Raw genomic sequence first — 17,201 nt, 5'->3', positions numbered from 1 at the left:
CACAAGGCCTTGTGCATACTGGCCGGCCTTTTTAGCCCTTTTCGAGGAATCGCCCATGTTTAAAGTCAACGAGTACTTCGACGGCACCGTCAAGTCGATCGCCTTTGGCACCGCTGAAGGTCCTGCGACCATCGGCGTCATGGCACCGGGCGAATACGAATTCGGCACCAGTCAGCGTGAAATCATGCACGTGGTCAGCGGCGCTCTGACCGTGAAGCTGCCAGACAGCAACGGCTGGGAAACCTTCGCTGCCGGCAGCCAGTTCAACGTACCTCCCAACAGCAAGTTCCAGCTGAAAGTGGCCGTCGACACCGCTTACCTGTGTGAATACCGCGGCTAAACCCGAGGGTTCACAGCTAAAAAAAATGCCCGTGTCGCAAGACACGGGCATTTTTCATTCAGGGGCTTTTATTCGAGAATCGTCACCGGCATCCCGACTTCAAGACGACCGTTACTGTCGTTGACCAGGTTCTGGCCGAACATCGCGCCGTCGGCTTCGGAACGGTATGTCTGCAACGTGGCCAGCGGTTCGCGATCATCGCTGCGTAAACCGGTTTGCGGGTCGATGGTGGTCAGAATGCAGCGTGAACAGGGCTTGACCACCCGGAACTCGACATCGCCGATACGGATACGCTTCCAGCCATCTTCGGCGTAGGCGTCGCTGCCCTCGATAACCAGATTCGGTCGAAAGCGCAGCATTTCCAGGGACCTCCCGACCTTTTGCGACAAGTCCTCCAGGGACGCCTGTCCAATCAGCAACAGCGGATAGCCATCGGCAAAGGCCACCTGATCGTCGTCCTTGCCGTAACCGGCCTCTGTGTTGCGAGCGCGATCGAGGGGAATTTGCACCAGGCGAGTCGGTTTACCAATAAAGGCGCTGACCCAGGCACCCGCCTCGTCACCGGCATCAGGTACCCGCAAGGTGTCACGGAAGATGGTCACACCTCGTAGTTCAGCGTCATTGGCGGGCAAGGCGATATCGATCGGCGAGCGGCCCGGGGCACTGAGAGTCAAGCCGCCATTGGCGTTCCACAACGCCGACAACTGGCTCATGGATGCCACCGCGCGCTGAGTCAGAAAGCGTCCACTGGACTCGTCCACCAGCATCCAGCGTCGATCACCGTCCAACCCCAGCTTGTCGAGCCCGATTTGCTGCAAGATCTCGCCCTTGCCGGATTTCAACGGATAACGGTAAAGCGCGCTCAGCCGCAGCATGGCCAACTCCCTGGTGGACAAAAAGGCCACCCTATACGAGCTTGATCACCGAATCAAAGGCTGACATGACTGGCAGCCTGCCGCACGGTCATCAGGCCGGCACTTCATCGAGCATCAGCCGCTGACGCACCACGTCGACCAGTTTGTCCGGCTGGAATTTTGAGAGGAAGTTATCGCAGCCGACTTTTTTCACCATCGAGTCGTTGAAACTGCCCGACAGCGAGGTGTGCAGGACCACGTAAAGGCCACGCAGACGCGGGTCATTACGGATTTCGGTGGTCAGTCGATAGCCGTCCATTTCCGGCATTTCCGCGTCAGTGAACACCATCAGCAGTTTGTCAGTCATGGACACCCCCGTATCCGCCCAAGCCTTGAGCATGTTCAGGGCCTTGAGGCCGTCGCTGGCGATATGCATCTTCACGCCCAGTTGACCCAGGGTGTCGCGCAATTGCGACAACGCTACGTTGGAGTCGTCGACCAGCAGCACTTCCCGGCCACGGGCGCGTTCCAGTACCGGGTCTTCGAGTTTTTCGCGGGAGACCTTGGCGCTGTACGGCACGATTTCGGCCAGGACTTTCTCGACGTCGATGATTTCCACCAACTGGTCATCGACCTTGCTGATCGCCGTTAGGTAATGCTGGCGACCGGCGCTGGTCGGCGGCGGCAGAATGGCTTCCCAGTTCATGTTGACGATGCGGTCCACGCCCCCGACCAAAAACGCCTGCACCGAACGGTTGTACTCCGTGACGATGATCGTGCTGGTTGGGCTCGGTATCAGCGGGCGCATGCCGATGGCCTGGGACAGGTCAATCACAGGCAGCGTCTGGCCACGCAGGTTGACCACACCGCACACGAACGGATGACGCTGTGGCATCAGTGTCAGCTTGGGCAGTTGCAGCACTTCCTGCACTTTAAACACGTTGATCGCGAACAATTGTCGGCCGGCCAGACGAAACATGAGAATTTCCAGGCGATTCTCACCCACCAGTTGCGTGCGTTGGTCTACCGTGTCGAGAATGCCGGCCATTGATGACTCCAGGGCTTGTTCGGATGAGTTCATTAAGGGGAGTTATCGGCTGTTTTTGCCAGATCTTGACCCTGAGACAAAATGCCACGACCGAGCATTGATGTCACATTAACATCATGCTTTACTGCATCCGTGATCCATCTGCCCTTATCCACCTGCGACGCGACCACGGTTCGTACGTTAGGTTCCCCTGCGTAAGGGATTCCCCTAGTAACAATCAGGCCTAACCTGATGTTCGCAATATCCAATAGCCATTAATGTGACGCCATTCTCATTGCATGAACGGAGTCAGGCTTTTGTGTGCGATCACAGGTAAGTGGCCTTCCCCCCCTCTCAAGTTCCCCAGCCTGGGCTGTGGCCAGTTGCTACGTCGAGACGCCGGGCATCCGCGCCGACATACGCAAAACCCCCTCATTTGACATGACGTTGTGGAGGTAAGCATGCCGAACAAATCCAAGCAGTGGGCTCAGCGTTTACCGGAGTTTCTTGTCGAGGCTGAAACACTCCTGGCTAAATCGGAGGAGTGCCTGAGCCACCTGCGATTGATCAGTAATGACAAGGACGCAATCGATTGCATGCTCAGCAGCTTGCTCAAACTGGCAAGCCGGGCCGATGCCTTGGCGTTGGAAGCCGTGTCTGAATTTTCGTTGCATATTCATGGTCTGCTGAACCACACCCACAGCCGGATTGACCTGCACGATCAAGCACTGGGGGCGTTGAAAGACTGTTTTTCATTGATGGCCTGGCAGCTCGAACTCATCGATCAAACCACCGGTCAACTCAGCCTGGATGACTCTGAGCAGTCTTCCTTGATTGAAGCGTTTGCGTTCCAGATCGGACAGGGTCCATTTCAGCTACCAGTTAATTCCAAACCGTTTAAGCTGGTTTCCTATGCGGAACAGCAGGCTTGAAATAGTCAGGCTATTTTGCAAAATCGCTATTTATCGTCCTTTGCGTTAAACCTTTTCCCCTGTGGAATTGGTGTTTAACCGCTCTTTTTCCTCACGGTATGGCTATTTAGGCCACACGCGACCAACGGTATCTTAAGTGCTATTATGCCGACCGTTAGTTGACGCCAATAATTGGCCAAGTGACATCGCAGAGCGCAGGCGGACAAAGGCTATAGTTCCACCACCGGGCACGCTGCTCAAAACGAGTCACTTGATTTTCAGACAGAGACCCGTCAGCCCTATGGCCGGTCTGCCCGCAGCGAACATTCATTGGCTCCATCCGCTATGTACGCCAGCCTCAAATCAGTCATCCCACGGCCACCTTCCCAGAAAAACGCGCGGCGGTTCACGCTGTTACTGTGCACGTGTTCGGCACTTGGCAGCCTGATGATTTTCGGCCTGTCCGCACCCCTTCCATTGAGCTTGCTGGCGCTCAATCTGGCGGCACTGACCGGCGTCTGGGTGCAACATTACCTCTCGAGCAAATCAATACGATTTGAGCCACAGGAATTGGCGGAGCGTCTGCTGCAAGTACAGGAAAATGAACGCCATCGGTTGAGTAGAGAATTGCACGACGATATCGGCCAGTTACTGACGGCTGCAAAGCTTCAAAGTGAATGGCTCAGACGTCGGATGCCTGAAGAAATGCAAGGCCAGTGCTCAGTGCTCTGCGACACACTGGAAGAAACCCTGACGAAAGTTCGTGACGTTTCGACCATCCTTAATCCCAGGCAGTTGGCGAGCCTCGGACTGGAAGCCAGTCTTCGTGCGCATCTGCTCAAGACCCTGGCCAATACCTCAATGCACTGGAGCCTGGAATGCCATCAGCGCCTGACTGGCATACCGGAGGAAATGGCGGTGGCAGCGTTTCGAATTACCCAGGAAGCAGTGACCAACATTCTGCGTCACGCCCAAGCAACAAATCTGCTGGTCCGACTGCAACGTATGCCCTTGGGCTTGGCGCTATTGATCAGCGACGATGGTTCGGGTTTCGCTCCAGCGGCTGATCCCGGTCGAGAGGGCCAGCGTGGGATGGCCGGAATGCGGGAACGGATCGATCAGTTGGGCGGAACATTGACCGTAACCAGCAAGCCGGGTAAAGGCACTCAAATTGAAGCTCTCTTCCCCTGGGCGCCCCGTGCGCTCGAACGGGCCAGTACGAATAAGGTTTTACATTGACTTGTAACTTACTTCTGGTGGATGACCACTCGCTCATCAGGGCTGGCGTGCGCGCCCTGGTCCTGGATATTCCCGGCTATGCAGTCATTGGCGAGGCCGACGACGGCACGCAGTTACTCGAATTGGTCGAGATACTGTCCCCTGACATTATTTTGCTGGATATTTCCATGAGGGAAACCGGCGGTCTTGAAGCCTTGCAGCGACTCAAGCGGGTGCGTCCGCAAAGCAAGGTGTTGATCCTGTCGATGCATACCGACCCCGAACTGATCATGCAAGCGCTTGAGTCCGGCGCTCATGGCTATTTGCTCAAAGACACCACAGCCACCGAGCTGGAACATGCGCTGGATGCCTTGCGCAATAACGAGCGCTACTTGAGCCCCGCCATCGCCCACACCGTCATCAATCAGGCGTTGATCCGCAACCAGAAACAGCAACCGGAAACGCCCGCATCACACAACCTGACGGCACGGCAACTGGAAATCCTGCGACTGATTGTTCGCGGCAAATCCACCCGGGAAATCGCCAATGGCCTGGACCTTAGCATCAAGACCGTCGAAACCCACCGCTCGCAGATCATGAAACGCCTACAGATCTACGACGTGGCCGGTCTGGTCCTGTTTGCCGTACGCGAGCAAATCATCAGTCTGGACGATTAACTGCCAACGATGCACTCAACAGCGGTGAATTCTCCGGCAAATGCACGCGCAATGCCGCGGCTCGCGCAGAAAAGCGCAGGTTATCGCCCTCCAGCGGCTCGCCATCCAGGTTGATGTGCAGACCTTCCGAGACTTTGATCTCGACCCAGGGCAAACGAGCACGCACAAACATGTTGTCGATGCCAAAACCATCGGCAAGCAGGTTTTTCAAGGTTCCGACCACTTCCTGAGGTGCCGGTAAAATACTGATGTCCAGCAGACCATCGTCAACCAGGGCCTCCGGGCATAGCTCATGCCCACCTCCCGCCTGCCGACCATTTCCGATACCCAGTGCCAATAGCTCGCCGCGCCAATAAAAGTCCGGCCCCTGCAACTCGCCATAAGCCGCATGCAATTCGCTGAAGCGTGACAGACCGGTAAACAGATACGCTGCACCGCCGATAATTTTTTTCAAGTCTTCCGACGTATTGGCCGTGACCTGACTGCCGAAACCGCCGGTGGCCATATTCAGAAAAACCTGCCCTCCAACGTCCCCCAGATCGATAGCGTGCGGCACTGTATTCAGAAGCTCCAGGGCCTGCGCCGGCGCCAGGGGCACCCCCGCTGCTCGAGCAAAATCGTTGGCAGTGCCCAATGGCATCAAGACCAGGCTCGCTTGATTCGGGTGCGCGGCCAAGGCCTCCGCAATATCGCGCAAAGTGCCATCACCGCCGCCGGCTATCAGTTGCGTATAGCCTGCGCTCAACGCCTCTGCCACGCACCGCTGCGCGTCCCCTGCCTCCCAGGTCAGTCGGACTGCCAGCTCCCAGCCCTCCTGACGCTTACCTTCGACGGCCGCGCGCACCTCCTCATTGAGTGCCTGCTTGCCATGCAGAATCAACAGCGCCTTGCGCTCACTCATTGTCGTAGCTCCTGATTGGAATGCATTCAGGAGATGTTGACCTCACAGCCCCCTATAAAGGTCGCAAGACTTCGAGTTTTTTCGATGCTTGCAGGATTGCGGTCCTACAGGGCGGGATTTTTTCTTACGATATGTGAGGAATCGGCTCAATTGACCAACCGGGGCGATTGGTACACCTTGATGTCAGCGGTTATCTGTCATCAACAGCAAATACACAGGGATGTGCAACCTATGAGTACCCCCCTTTCAAGGGTTACAAAAAACGCAAGCAAGACAAATGTCGGCTAACCAAACGACACTGATGCAAGGAGCGATTTCCTCCATGCAAACTCATGACATGAAGTTGCCGCTCAACCCGGTGGCGTCGCTCACAGAATCTCGCGCCAATCATCAGGCTGAATTCAACAACAACGCAAAACCCGCTACAGGAGTTGATATGGAACCTCGCGTCATTGAACTGGAGACCCATTTGAAATACATCCGACGAGACATGGACGAAGTGCGCAATGACGTCAAATCCATCAAGCACAGACTGGCCTACTCGGCGGGCGGAACCGCGGTAGTCCTCGGGCTTTTGGGCTGGGTTGCCAATAGCCGCTTCGACCAGGTCGTGACACTTCTGGTTCGTTAAGCGCCAGGCAAGCACGCAAGACCCGGCAGATTGACCGGGCTTGCGGCAACTAGGCCTTACGAGGTCAGCCCAAGACTTCGCTCAGAGGAATGAAAACCACATATTCACCCTCCATCAACGTGCGATCTTCCAACACCTCAACCAGGCCATCGGCCCAGGCAGCACTGCGAAGTACGCCAGAGCTCTGATTCTTGTAAATAATCGCCCGGCCATTCTCCAGGCGTCCTCGCAAGTACTCTCTTCGATTACCAGGCCTTGGCCAGACGAACCCGGCCGGCACTTGAAACTTCAGAGGTTCGACCTCTTTTACACCTTGACGGCGCAGAAGATAGGGTCTCGCCAACAAAGCAAAAGTGACCAGTGTCGACGCCGGGTTGCCGGGCAAACCAATCACAGGTACGCCGCGAAAATGCCCGAATGTCAGCGGCTTGCCAGGTTTGATGGCGAGCTTCCACAGCGCCAACTCGCCCTCTTCGCGCAAGGCCATGCCCAGAAAATCGGCTTCTCCTACAGACACTCCACCCGTGGAGAGGATCAGATCAACATCCTTCAATTCGCCGAGGCGGGCACGGGTGGTCACCAAATCATCAGGCAGAATACCGGCATCGATGACTTCACAGCCCAGGCGTTGTAACCAACTGCACAGCAGCACGCGATTGCTGTTGTAGATCTGTCCTGGGCCCAGGGCTTGGCCCGGCTCGACCAATTCGTCTCCGGTTGAGAGAACCGCAACACGAACCTTGCGAACCACGTCCAGCTCAGCGCAGCCCAACGATGCCGCCAAGCCCTGCTCGATAGGCCCAAGCCGTGTGCCTGCCGGCAAGACAAGCTCGCCAACCGTGGTTTCCTGACCTTGTGGCCGGATGTTTTGACCCGGTTTCATGGATTCGAGGAAACGCACTCGCTCGTCCGCCTGAACCTCGGCATTTTCCTGCATTTCGACACAGTCAGCGTCCGCGGGCACAGGCGCACCGGTAAAAATTCGGACACAGGTACCGGGCTTCAACGGTTCGGGCGCCTGACCGGCAAATATCTTCTGGCTGACCAACAACGGTTCTCCCGTCCAGTCAGCGACACGCAAGGCGTAGCCGTCCATGGCACTGTTCGGCCAAGGTGGCAGATCAAGGGTCGAAACCAGGTCATCGGCGAGCACGCGCCCCTGAACCTGCGCCACCGGCAAGCGTTCACGCTCGCGGATGGGCGAGGCTTCTGCCATTTCCAGCAGACGCGCCAGCGCCACCTCGACAGGCATCAGGCTTGCGGTTTTGCCAGGCTTACCCGCGGGATTCACAGGGTGCCGCCTGCTTCAGGTGAGTCACGAAATTGCAGGGACGATGCCGCGCATCAAGCTGTTCGCCGAGAATGCTATCCCAGCCGGTCCGCACGGCGTTGGTCGAACCCGGTAAGCAGCAAACCAGCGTACCGTTGGCCAAACCGGCCAGCGCCCGGGACTGCACGGTCGAGGTGCCAATGTCGGCAACTGAAATCTGCCGGAACAACTCGCCAAAACCATCAACTTGTTTGTCCAGCAGACAACTCACCGCTTCTGGCGTGCTGTCGCGTCCCGTGAACCCGGTACCACCGGTGATCAGCACCACCTGCACCACCTCATCGGCAATCCAGTTGGCGACTTGCGCGCGAATTTTGTAGAGATCATCTTTAAGCAAAACCCGAGCTGCCAGGTTGTGACCGGCGGCGCTCAAGCGGTCGACAAAAACCTGGCCTGACGTATCGGTTTCCAGGGTTCGGGTATCGCTGACCGTCAGCACCGCGATATTTAGCGGCGCGAAAGGTACATCAGCCTTGGCTTTCATAGGCTCGTCCAGTTGTAGGAAAAACAGCTCGGTGTTATATCACAGCGCCTCACTTTTTCAGCCCCATGGAGACCTGCCATGCCCATTAACTCAGCATTGCCACCCTGCTCCATTTTGCTCCTGGCGGGTGGACGTGGCCAACGCATGGGGGGTCAGGACAAGGGTTTGCTGGAATGGCACGGAGAGCCGCTGATCGCGCACCTGCATCGCAAGACACGCGCCCTGAGCGATGATCTCATCATCTCGTGCAACAGGAACCTGGACAAATACGCGCCTTACGCCGATCAAATGGTTCATGACGAGGAAGACGATTTCCCTGGACCATTGGCCGGTATTCGCGCTGGTCTCAAGGCGGCCCGACATCCTCATCTGCTAGTGCTGCCCTGCGACGTACCCCGCATCGATGCTGCGCTGCTCCGCAGCATGCGCGAAACCGCCAACAAGCACCCAGACAAACCGCTGATGCTGCGCCACGGCGAACATTGGGAACCGTTGCTTTGCATTATCCCTGTCGCGCTCTGCGCAGCATTCGACAAGGCATGGAATGAAGGTGAACGCAGCCCGGGACGCCTCATGCGCAAACTGCAAGCCACCGCACTACAATGTACAGACAACGACCCGCGACTGGCCAACCTCAATACCCCGGAGTTATTAAGCGCGCCTGGCACCGTGTCAGAATGACATTAGCCAAGGAACTTGCGAGCGGTGTACACGTCTCAAGCCCAGCAACTAAAGAATTCTTTTTTCGGAGACACACTCATGACTCAACGGACCCTCGCCACATTCACGCTCGCAGTGGGCCTAGCGACCTTGGCGGGCTGTGCATCACCGACAGTAATCACCTTGAATGACGGTCGTGAAATCCAGGCCATCGACTCGCCAACGTATGATGAACAGTCGGGTTTCTATGAATTCGAACAGCTGGATGGCAAGGAAACCCGTATCAACAAGGATCAAGTTCGCACCGTTAAAGAGTTGTAGTTTTCACTGCACCTGCCTGATACGAAAAAGCCCGCTTGATGCGCTTGATGCGCTTGATGCGGGCTTTTTAGTGGCCGGAATTTTTCACCACTGCAAGGTGATGGTGCTTTCAAACACCCTTTCCTGGCCGGTGACCGGATCTACAAACCGCAAGCCCTGAGCGAGCAATTTCAGTGGATTGGCGTAGTCATCTTCAACGTCCTTGAGCACCTGCGGGTAAAACGGGTCGTTGCAGATACTCGCGCCCAGCGCTGTCATGTGCACGCGCAATTGATGTTTCTTGCCCGTCACCGGGTAAAGCGCATACCGCCAGAGATCTCCGTTCTTTTCCCGAACCTCGACTGCTGTCTCGGTATTGCTGACACCTGGAACTTCCTGCATGCGAAAAAACGGCACACCATCGATGAGCCGGCTTTTATGCACCAATGGAAAGGCCAGTTCAGGCAATGCGGCGGCGATAGCCTCATAGCGCTTTTCAATCTGTCGAGTCGGAAATAACGACTGATACGATGAACGGCTCTGCGGGTTGGCGGAAAACAGCACCAGCCCTGCCGTATGCCGGTCAATCCGATGCAACGGCACCAAATGAGGGTTATCCAGTCGACGAATCAACCTGCGCAGCAGCGTTTGCTCGACGTACTCGCCGGCCGGGGTCACCGGCAGAAAATGCGGCTTGTCGGCGACCACCAGATGCTCGTCGGCATAGAGAATCGTCTCGATCACCGGAATCGGCTTTTCGTCCGGCACCTCACGGAAATAATGAATCCGCAAGCCTTCCTTGTAAGGCAGATCAACTGCGATCGGCCTTCCGTGCCCGTCGAGCACCCGACCGCGAGCCACTCTGTCCAGCCATTGTTCACGACCGATAGCGCTGAAGTGTTCGCACAGGCAATCGATAACGGTCTGCCACGAACCTGGCGGCAAGTAGAGTGTGCTGGCCTGGCTGTGTGCAGCGGAAAAAGATGAAGTGGACATACGAAAGTTCTGACCCTCAATACAGGTTGGCATTATCCAACAGTGGCCGAGTCGAACCTAGTAGAGAATCTTCAAGCCGGAATCGGCGCACGCGCCGCTGCTTCAGTGAACTCCTTGAGCCAGCGCAACACATCCACGGCTTCCCAGCGAGCGGGATCGTAGAGTGCGTACAACAACCCCTGATAGCCTACGACATCCAGCTGCCGGTGATAACCCGCGCGCTGGAACAAGGCTTCGATTTCGGCGAAACAGGTATTGAAATGCAGTTTGTTAAAGGGGGTTTTGCCCTCGGTCACCAGACCGTCCAGACGCAATTCGAGGACAGCCTCGCGCACAACATCGACCGACATCCGGTTCACGCTGTTTTTCAATTGTTCGACATTGACCACGATTCATCCCTCTCTTGCCCGGAACTGCCTGCCCAAACCCGAAAACCCGGGACAGCAAGGCAGCACCACGAATAGCTGTATGCGCATACAGTATCCGAAGAGCATCGGTTAAGCCAAGGGGATCAATCGCAAAGTTCGACAGACGGGACCATCGCCGCAGCCAAAACCACTTAACTCAGAAACGCTACAACCTGTTCGGCGCTGAATGGCCAACCCAACTCCGCGCCGGTATCGATTCGCCGCAAGACCGGAATGCGCAGACTGTAGGCTTCAAACCAGGATTCATCGACAGCGATATCGACCAGTTCAACCAGTAGACCGCGCTCGACAAACTCCATCAGCATGGCTTCGGCCACTTCACAGAGGTGGCACCCAAGGGTGCCAAACAGCTGACATTCAGGAAGCATGAGCGCTCACCCGTAAAAATTTAAGTGACTATTCTAGGCCTGCCCCGAAAAGCCGTCGAGCCATTGAATCTCCTGCGCTGGCGCATGAACCACAAGTGCGGGCGGTATAACCCTGATGCAAATCAGTCGCCGTTTGTGCCATTTAAGCAATGCTCACGTTTTTTTTGCTTCTACGCTTGAGTAGCCAGCGTCTGTCAGCGGAGTTTTTTGTGTTTGCCAATCTCTTGATCATTCTCGTTTCATCATTGCTGGTCATCGCGCTGTTCCAGCGCCTGCGATTACCCCCGGTCCTAGGCTATCTGTGCGTGGGGTTGATGGTTGGCCCGACCGCCTTCAACTGGGTGAAACAAAGCGAAGGGCTGCCTTACCTTGCCGAGTTAGGCGTGGTGTTCCTGCTGTTTTCGCTGGGTCTTGAGTTCTCCTTGACGAAAATGATCGCACTACGCCGGGTAGTGTTTGGTCTTGGCAGTTTGCAAGTGCTTGCAAGCGGGCTGCTGCTGGGTGCTTTGCTGATGATGTTCGGGATGCCGATGACCGCTGCGCTTTTACTGGGCGCGGGTCTGGCGCTGTCGTCCACCGCCATTGTCAGCAAGGAGCTGACCAGCCTTGGTGAGATTTTCAGCAGTCATGGCCAGAATGCCATTGCCGTGCTGCTGTTTCAGGACGTGGTGGCTGTATTGCTGCTGACCCTGGTGCCCGTGTTCGCCGGCAACAGTGATCAGGCCTGGTATTGGGCACTGCCCCTGACACTGTTGAAGACCGTGGTGTTGTTCGTCGGTCTGTTACTGGTCAGCCGCTGGTTGTTGCCCAGATTGTTCCATGAAGTCGCCGCCGCCCGCTCTGCCGAACTGTTCGTACTGCTGGCCCTGGTGATTGTTCTACTGACGGCCTGGCTGACTCACCTGCTGGGTCTCTCCCCCGCCTTGGGCGCGTTTCTCGCCGGCATGCTTCTGGGCGAAAGTCATTACCGGCATCAGGTCGAGGCCGATATCCGCCCGTTTCGCGACATTCTGCTCGGCCTGTTCTTCGTCAGCATCGGCATGCTGATCGACTTGAATTTGTTCGCCAGCCACGCGCTGCTGATCCTGGCCATGACATTGGGATTGCTGCTGATCAAAGGTACCGTGGTGGCGTTGCTGGTCAAATGGCGTGGCAGCGATGGCGAAACCGCCTGGCGCAGCGGCCTGGCACTGGCCCAAGGGGGTGAATTCTGCTTTGCGCTGATGGCGCAGATGCAACAAAGCGATCTGATACCCGCGCAACTTGGGGGCCTGCTGCTGGCTGCTACGTTCTGTTCGATGCTCGTCACGCCGCTGATGCTGCGCGCAGCCCCGTCCATCGCAAGTCGCCTGCACCGCAAATCCAACAAGGAAGCACAACTCGAAGAAATCAGCGCACTTAACGCGGACCTGGACAAGCATGTCGTCATCTGTGGTTATGGGCGCGTGGGTCAGTCCATCGGGCGTTGTCTGCGCCATCAGCAACAACCTTACATTGCGCTGGACCACGATGCGGTAAGGGTCGAGGAAGCGGCCGTCAGCGAAAGCTGCGTGCATTACGGGGACTCGCGTCGAGGTGAATTACTGGTTGCCGTAGGGCTGGCCCGCGCCAAACTGCTGGTGATCGCAGTGGATCAGACCGACATCGCGCTGGAGATACTCAAGGAGGCACGCAGGGTCAATTCGCGTGTGCCGATTCTGGTCCGTACCCGGGACGACAGCCAGTTAACCGAATTGAAAGAGGCCGGCGCCAACGAAGTCGTGCCGGAACTGCTGGAGTCCAGCCTGATGCTCGCCTCCCATGCGCTGATCATGCTGGGACTGCCCGCCCATCAGGTACAAGAGCGGGCTGATCAGATACGACATGATCGCTACCGGATGTTGCACGACTTTTATCCCGGGGCCGAAGATGCCGAGAAGTGATTCAGTCCTGACTGACGGCGCCGATCTTGTGTACCGACAGGTCCGCGCCGTAATACTCCTCTTCCTGACTAAGGCGCAGCCCATGGAACGCCTTGATCGTTCCATACACCGCAAAACCACCGGCCAGCGCCACGACCACTCCCAGAGAAGTACCGATCAACTGACTGATCAGACTCACTCCACCCAGGCCGCCCAAGGCCGTCTGGCCAAAAATCCCGCAGGCAATGCCACCCCACACACCACACAGACCGTGCAAAGGCCACACACCCAGCACATCGTCGATGTGCCATTTGCCCTGCGCCGCGGTAAAGCACCAGACAAAAAGTGCTCCGGCGATGGCGCCGGTCACCAGTGCGCCCACCGGGTGCACCAGGTCGGAACCGGCGCAGATGGCCACAAGCCCGGCCAAAGGGCCGTTATGCAGAAAGCCTGGGTCGTTGCGCCCCACGATCAGTGCCGCCATGGTTCCGCCGACCATGGCCATCAGCGAATTCACCGCCACCAGACCGCTCACGCCTTGCAAGGTCTGGGCGCTCATGACGTTGAAGCCAAACCAGCCGACTATCAGAATCCACGAGCCCAACGCGAGAAAGGGAATGCTCGACGGTGCAAACGCCACCAGGCGACCGTCGCGATAGCGCCCTTGTCGTGGCCCGAGCAACAATACTGCCGCGAGCGCCAACCAGCCACCCATGGCATGGACCACTATGGAACCTGCAAAATCATGGAAGCTGGCACCGAAGCGCGCCAACAACCACGATTGCAAACCAAAATTTCCATTCCAGATCATCCCCTCGAAAAAGGGATAGATGAACGCCACGATCAGCGCGGTCGCGCACAACTGCGGGACAAATCTGGCGCGTTCGGCGATGCCGCCGGATATGATCGCCGGAATGGCCGCGGCAAAGGTCAGCAAAAAGAAGAACTTCACCAGCCCGTAACCATGGTCGGCATTGATCACCGCGGCCGGTTGCAGAAAGCTGACTCCATAGGAAATCCAATAGCCTATAAAGAAGTAGGCCAGGGTCGAAATGGCGAAGTCGCTGAGAATCTTCGACAAGGCGTTGACCTGGTTCTTTTGCCGAACCGTGCCAACCTCAAGAAAAGCGAAACCGGCGTGCATGGCCAACACCATGACCGCACCAATCAGGATGAACAGTGTGTTGGAGCTATGGACCAGACTGTCCACAGCACTTTGCAGATTTTCCATGGATTGGCAGACCTTAAGACTGAAAAAGCACCAAAGCAGTTCGCGCAGATGATTTACGCACCACGTTGCGGCTTATCCGGAGCGAATCGTTGATCCCCATGAACCGCTTTGGCGCAAAAAAAGCGAAATGACGCGCGAGTTTTACTGTTTGGGTCGAGGTTTACTGAAATTACGCCCGACTACAGCGCAGCAACGCCGGCAAGCGCACCACGACACAGCAAAAGTTGTACCAGTCATTTGTACTGAACCTTCACGCAAGGCTCATACTCGAACCCATCAGAAGCCAATACGGAGATCCACCCATGGCCAGCATCAAGGCAAAGACTGCTCAAGAAATCCTGATGAACGATTTTCAAACACTGGTCAGCGACACCGAACGGTTGCTGGAACACACCGCCACTCTCGCCGGCGATCAGGCGGATGAGTTGCGTACCCAGATCCACGACAGCCTGCTGCGTGCCCGGGAAACCTTGAAGCTGACCGAAGACTCATTACGCGAGCGCGGTCAGGCCGCCGTCACCGCTACCGAGGATTACGTTCAGGCCAACCCATGGCAATCGGTCGGGATTGCCGCCGGAGTAGGTTTCCTCATTGGCCTGCTGGCTTCTCGGCGCTGATATGTCTATCGGTGAATCCAGCTCGTCTGCGACGGGCACAAGCGCTTCATCGCGGCGCCTGGGGGCCGCGTTTCTCGGACTGTTGCATAGCCATGTCGAACTGTTCGGCATCGAGTTGCAGGAACAAAAAGCACGCACTGTAAGCCTGCTGTTATTTGCAGGCCTGGCACTGGTCTTTGGATTGCTGCTGCTGGTGGGGTTATCGGGACTGGTGTTGATTGTGTTTTGGGACACCTATCGCCTGCCCGCCATCATCGGGCTCTGCGTGTTCTATGCCCTTGCCTCCCTATTCTGTGCGTTCCGTTTGAAAGCGGCGGTTTTCGATGAGTCCTCGCCCTTCCATGGCACCCTGGAAGAATTGGCCAATGATCGGGAGCGCCTGCTGCCATGAGCCTGCCTGAACTGCCGCACAACAGCTCGCGCACGGAAATGCGCAAGGCACTGATTCGCCTGCGCATGGAAATGCACCGTCAGGAAATTCGCCATGAATCCAGAGAACTGCTGCTGCCTTTGCAGCGGATACGTGGGATGTCACAAGACTTCCAGAGCAACTTTGGCATCAAGCATGCCCCGCTCTGGGGCGTGGCAGCGGTGACCTTGCTGGGCTTTTTGACCGGGAAAAGTACCAGGAACGGTGGCGTCAGCAGCCTGACTCGCCTGGTTCGTCTGGGCACCAGCCTCGGGCCCTTGATCAAACTGGTCCTGCAAAGCAATTCACCTAAACACTGAAGTGCCAAACAAACGGGATGAACCTCTTTATCGAGGGGTTCAATCCTGTGTGCCTGACCGGTGATCACGCGATCACACAAACAAGACTTGTCTCACCGCCGGGCAATTTTTCGACAATGGTGAGCAGCTGCTGCTCATCGACATTGACCCCGCCGGGATCTAGGCTAGAAGATCAGTCACCTGACGGAGAGACCAGCCTTGGATTGGCAAACCCTGCTTACCCGCGAACGCCTTGGAAAACCTCTGCACAGTCCAGAGGAACTCGGTCGCAGCCCTTTTCACAAAGACCATGACCGCATTATTTTTTCAGGCGCTTTTCGCCGGCTGGGACGCAAGACCCAAGTCCATCCAGTCACCAGCAACGATCACATCCACACGCGCCTGACCCACTCGCTGGAAGTCAGCTGTGTCGGCCGCTCGCTGGGCATGCGTGTCGGTGAAACCATTCGCGACGCCCTGCCCGACTGGTGCGATCCGAGTGATCTGGGGATGGTGGTGCAGTCGGCATGCCTGGCCCATGACATCGGCAATCCGCCTTTCGGTCACTCCGGCGAAGACGCCATCCGTCACTGGTTTCAGCAGGCCGCTGGCCGTGGCTGGCTGGATGACATGAGCGCAGTCGAGCGTAATGACTTCCTGAATTTCGAAGGCAACGCCCAAGGTTTTCGCGTGCTCACTCAGCTTGAATACCATCAGTTCGACGGTGGCACGCGGCTGACGTATGCCACGCTGGGTACGTACTTGAAGTATCCGTGGACAGCGAAGCACGCTGACTCACTGGGCTACAAGAAACACAAGTTCGGCTGTTATCAGAGCGAACTGCCGTTGCTGGAACAGATCGCCCATAAACTCGGCTTGCCACAGCTGGAGGAGCAACTCTGGGCGCGCCATCCATTGGTGTATCTGATGGAAGCCGCCGATGACATCTGCTACGCGCTGATCGACCTGGAAGACGGTCTGGAAATGGAGTTGCTGGAGTACGCCGAAGTTGAGTCTTTGCTGCTCAACCTGGTGGGCGACGATCTTCCACAAACCTATCGACAGCTGGGCCCACTGGATTCGCGTCGACGCAAACTGGCCATTCTGCGAGGAAACGCCATCGAACACCTGACCAATGCCGCGGCTCGCGCTTTCGTCGAACAACAGGACGCCCTGCTGGCCGGCACGCTACCTGGCGACTTGGTGGAGCACATGCATGGCCCGGCCAAGCGCTGCGTCTTGAACGCCAAAGACATGGCCAGAAAGAAAATCTTCCAGGACAAACGCAAGACACTGCATGAAATCGGCGCCTACACCACGCTGGAGATTCTTCTGAACGCTTTCTGCGGGGCGGCACTGGAACAACACAATGGTCGAACGCCGTCGTTCAAAAGTCGCCGCATCCTTGACCTGCTGGGCAACAGTGCGCCCGATCCTCACGGTCCTTTGCACACTTCATTCCTGCGCATGATCGACTTCATCGCTGGCATGACCGACAGCTACGCCAGCGAAATGGCCCTGGAAATGACCGGTCGTTCAAGCGGATAAATACCCGACCCGCTGTTCAGATCGTCTGAGGAGCGGGTCGATAGTGGATTCGCACTTCAGCGCCAACAGAA

21 protein-coding genes are annotated in these 17,201 nt (G+C 56.9%); 12 read left to right on the top strand and 9 right to left on the bottom strand.

Features of this window, described 5'->3' with window-relative positions:
* Positions 1–55: 55 nt before the first annotated feature.
* On the top strand, positions 56–340 hold the full coding sequence (locus J2Y56_RS15830) for a pyrimidine/purine nucleoside phosphorylase (protein WP_310351249.1): 285 nt from the start codon (positions 56–58) through the stop codon (positions 338–340).
* A 68-nt stretch (positions 341–408) separates the two neighbouring features.
* Here J2Y56_RS15830 and J2Y56_RS15825 read toward each other — a convergent pair whose 3' ends face one another.
* On the bottom strand, positions 409–1,215 hold the full coding sequence (locus tag J2Y56_RS15825) for an MOSC domain-containing protein (protein WP_310351247.1): 807 nt from the start codon (positions 1,213–1,215) through the stop codon (positions 409–411).
* A gap of 91 nt (positions 1,216–1,306) precedes the next feature.
* A complete protein-coding gene (locus J2Y56_RS15820) occupies positions 1,307–2,242 on the bottom strand; it encodes a chemotaxis protein CheV (RefSeq protein WP_310351312.1) in 936 nt (311 codons plus the stop codon).
* Between the two features lie 440 nt (positions 2,243–2,682).
* Here J2Y56_RS15820 and J2Y56_RS15815 point away from each other — a divergent pair, with 440 nt between their 5' ends.
* The 3 genes from J2Y56_RS15815 (at position 2,683) to J2Y56_RS15805 (ending at position 5,027) form a co-directional block, all read left to right on the top strand.
* Positions 2,683–3,153, top strand: a complete 471-nt coding sequence (locus J2Y56_RS15815; protein WP_007943308.1) for a hypothetical protein — start codon at positions 2,683–2,685, stop codon at positions 3,151–3,153.
* Between the two features lie 324 nt (positions 3,154–3,477).
* Complete coding sequence (locus tag J2Y56_RS15810; protein ID WP_007943309.1) at positions 3,478–4,371, top strand: sensor histidine kinase; 894 nt, start codon at positions 3,478–3,480, stop codon at positions 4,369–4,371.
* Positions 4,368–5,027 (top strand): response regulator transcription factor, encoded by a 660-nt coding sequence (locus J2Y56_RS15805; RefSeq protein ID WP_310351246.1) that lies wholly within the window; start codon positions 4,368–4,370, stop codon positions 5,025–5,027. The genes J2Y56_RS15810 and J2Y56_RS15805 overlap by 4 nt, the downstream gene beginning before the upstream one ends.
* Here J2Y56_RS15805 and yegS read toward each other — a convergent pair.
* Positions 5,011–5,928 carry a lipid kinase YegS gene (yegS, locus tag J2Y56_RS15800; protein ID WP_310351245.1) on the bottom strand — a complete coding sequence of 306 codons (918 nt, stop codon included), beginning with the start codon at positions 5,926–5,928 and terminating at the stop codon, positions 5,011–5,013. The genes J2Y56_RS15805 and yegS overlap by 17 nt on opposite strands.
* Positions 5,929–6,250: 322 nt before the next feature.
* On the opposite strand from yegS, the gene J2Y56_RS15795 reads away from it, so the two are divergent.
* Positions 6,251–6,559 carry a hypothetical protein gene (locus J2Y56_RS15795; protein ID WP_310351243.1) on the top strand — a complete coding sequence of 103 codons (309 nt, stop codon included), beginning with the start codon at positions 6,251–6,253 and terminating at the stop codon, positions 6,557–6,559.
* Between the two features lie 64 nt (positions 6,560–6,623).
* Here J2Y56_RS15795 and glp read toward each other — a convergent pair whose 3' ends face one another.
* A complete protein-coding gene (glp, locus tag J2Y56_RS15790; RefSeq protein WP_310351240.1) occupies positions 6,624–7,850 on the bottom strand; it encodes a gephyrin-like molybdotransferase Glp in 1,227 nt (408 codons plus the stop codon).
* The gene (gene moaB, locus J2Y56_RS15785; RefSeq protein WP_310351237.1) at positions 7,834–8,373 is read right to left on the bottom strand and encodes a molybdenum cofactor biosynthesis protein B; all 540 of its coding nucleotides are present in this window, start codon (positions 8,371–8,373) and stop codon (positions 7,834–7,836) included. Before moaB ends, glp begins: the two co-directional genes overlap by 17 nt.
* A gap of 78 nt (positions 8,374–8,451) precedes the next feature.
* On the opposite strand from moaB, the gene mobA reads away from it, so the two are divergent.
* The gene (gene mobA / locus J2Y56_RS15780; protein ID WP_310351233.1) at positions 8,452–9,054 is read left to right on the top strand and encodes a molybdenum cofactor guanylyltransferase MobA; all 603 of its coding nucleotides are present in this window, start codon (positions 8,452–8,454) and stop codon (positions 9,052–9,054) included.
* A gap of 78 nt (positions 9,055–9,132) precedes the next feature.
* Positions 9,133–9,354 (top strand): YgdI/YgdR family lipoprotein, encoded by a 222-nt coding sequence (locus J2Y56_RS15775; protein WP_007943318.1) that lies wholly within the window; start codon positions 9,133–9,135, stop codon positions 9,352–9,354.
* 84 nt (positions 9,355–9,438) lie between these two features.
* On the opposite strand, the gene J2Y56_RS15770 is transcribed toward J2Y56_RS15775, so the two are convergent.
* The 3 genes from J2Y56_RS15770 to J2Y56_RS15760 form a co-directional block, all read right to left on the bottom strand.
* Positions 9,439–10,329: a pseudouridine synthase gene (locus J2Y56_RS15770; protein WP_310351230.1), complete on the bottom strand. Its 891-nt coding sequence runs from the start codon at positions 10,327–10,329 to the stop codon at positions 9,439–9,441.
* Positions 10,330–10,400: 71 nt separating this feature from the next.
* Positions 10,401–10,718 (bottom strand): hypothetical protein, encoded by a 318-nt coding sequence (locus tag J2Y56_RS15765; RefSeq protein ID WP_007943320.1) that lies wholly within the window; start codon positions 10,716–10,718, stop codon positions 10,401–10,403.
* Between the two features lie 170 nt (positions 10,719–10,888).
* On the bottom strand, positions 10,889–11,125 hold the full coding sequence (locus tag J2Y56_RS15760; protein ID WP_007943321.1) for a glutaredoxin family protein: 237 nt from the start codon (positions 11,123–11,125) through the stop codon (positions 10,889–10,891).
* Between the two features lie 209 nt (positions 11,126–11,334).
* Here J2Y56_RS15760 and J2Y56_RS15755 point away from each other — a divergent pair, with 209 nt between their 5' ends.
* The gene (locus J2Y56_RS15755) at positions 11,335–13,047 is read left to right on the top strand and encodes a monovalent cation:proton antiporter-2 (CPA2) family protein (RefSeq protein WP_033048816.1); all 1,713 of its coding nucleotides are present in this window, start codon (positions 11,335–11,337) and stop codon (positions 13,045–13,047) included.
* Position 13,048: 1 nt separating this feature from the next.
* On the opposite strand, the gene J2Y56_RS15750 is transcribed toward J2Y56_RS15755, so the two are convergent.
* Positions 13,049–14,257: an ammonium transporter gene (locus J2Y56_RS15750; protein WP_007943325.1), complete on the bottom strand. Its 1,209-nt coding sequence runs from the start codon at positions 14,255–14,257 to the stop codon at positions 13,049–13,051.
* A gap of 302 nt (positions 14,258–14,559) precedes the next feature.
* Here J2Y56_RS15750 and J2Y56_RS15745 point away from each other — a divergent pair, with 302 nt between their 5' ends.
* The 4 genes from J2Y56_RS15745 (at position 14,560) to J2Y56_RS15730 (ending at position 17,130) form a co-directional block, all read left to right on the top strand.
* Positions 14,560–14,874 (top strand): YqjD family protein, encoded by a 315-nt coding sequence (locus J2Y56_RS15745; protein ID WP_007943326.1) that lies wholly within the window; start codon positions 14,560–14,562, stop codon positions 14,872–14,874.
* A gap of 1 nt (position 14,875) precedes the next feature.
* Complete coding sequence (locus J2Y56_RS15740; RefSeq protein ID WP_007943327.1) at positions 14,876–15,265, top strand: phage holin family protein; 390 nt, start codon at positions 14,876–14,878, stop codon at positions 15,263–15,265.
* Positions 15,262–15,603, top strand: a complete 342-nt coding sequence (locus tag J2Y56_RS15735) for a hypothetical protein (protein WP_007943328.1) — start codon at positions 15,262–15,264, stop codon at positions 15,601–15,603. The genes J2Y56_RS15740 and J2Y56_RS15735 overlap by 4 nt, the downstream gene beginning before the upstream one ends.
* 198 nt (positions 15,604–15,801) lie before the next feature.
* Positions 15,802–17,130 (top strand): deoxyguanosinetriphosphate triphosphohydrolase, encoded by a 1,329-nt coding sequence (locus tag J2Y56_RS15730; protein ID WP_310351226.1) that lies wholly within the window; start codon positions 15,802–15,804, stop codon positions 17,128–17,130.
* Positions 17,131–17,201 lie beyond the last annotated feature (71 nt).

This window comes from Pseudomonas sp. BE134 (assembly GCF_031456105.1).
GTDB lineage: Bacteria > Pseudomonadota > Gammaproteobacteria > Pseudomonadales > Pseudomonadaceae > Aquipseudomonas.
This window is presented reverse-complemented; position numbering and strand designations above follow the sequence as displayed.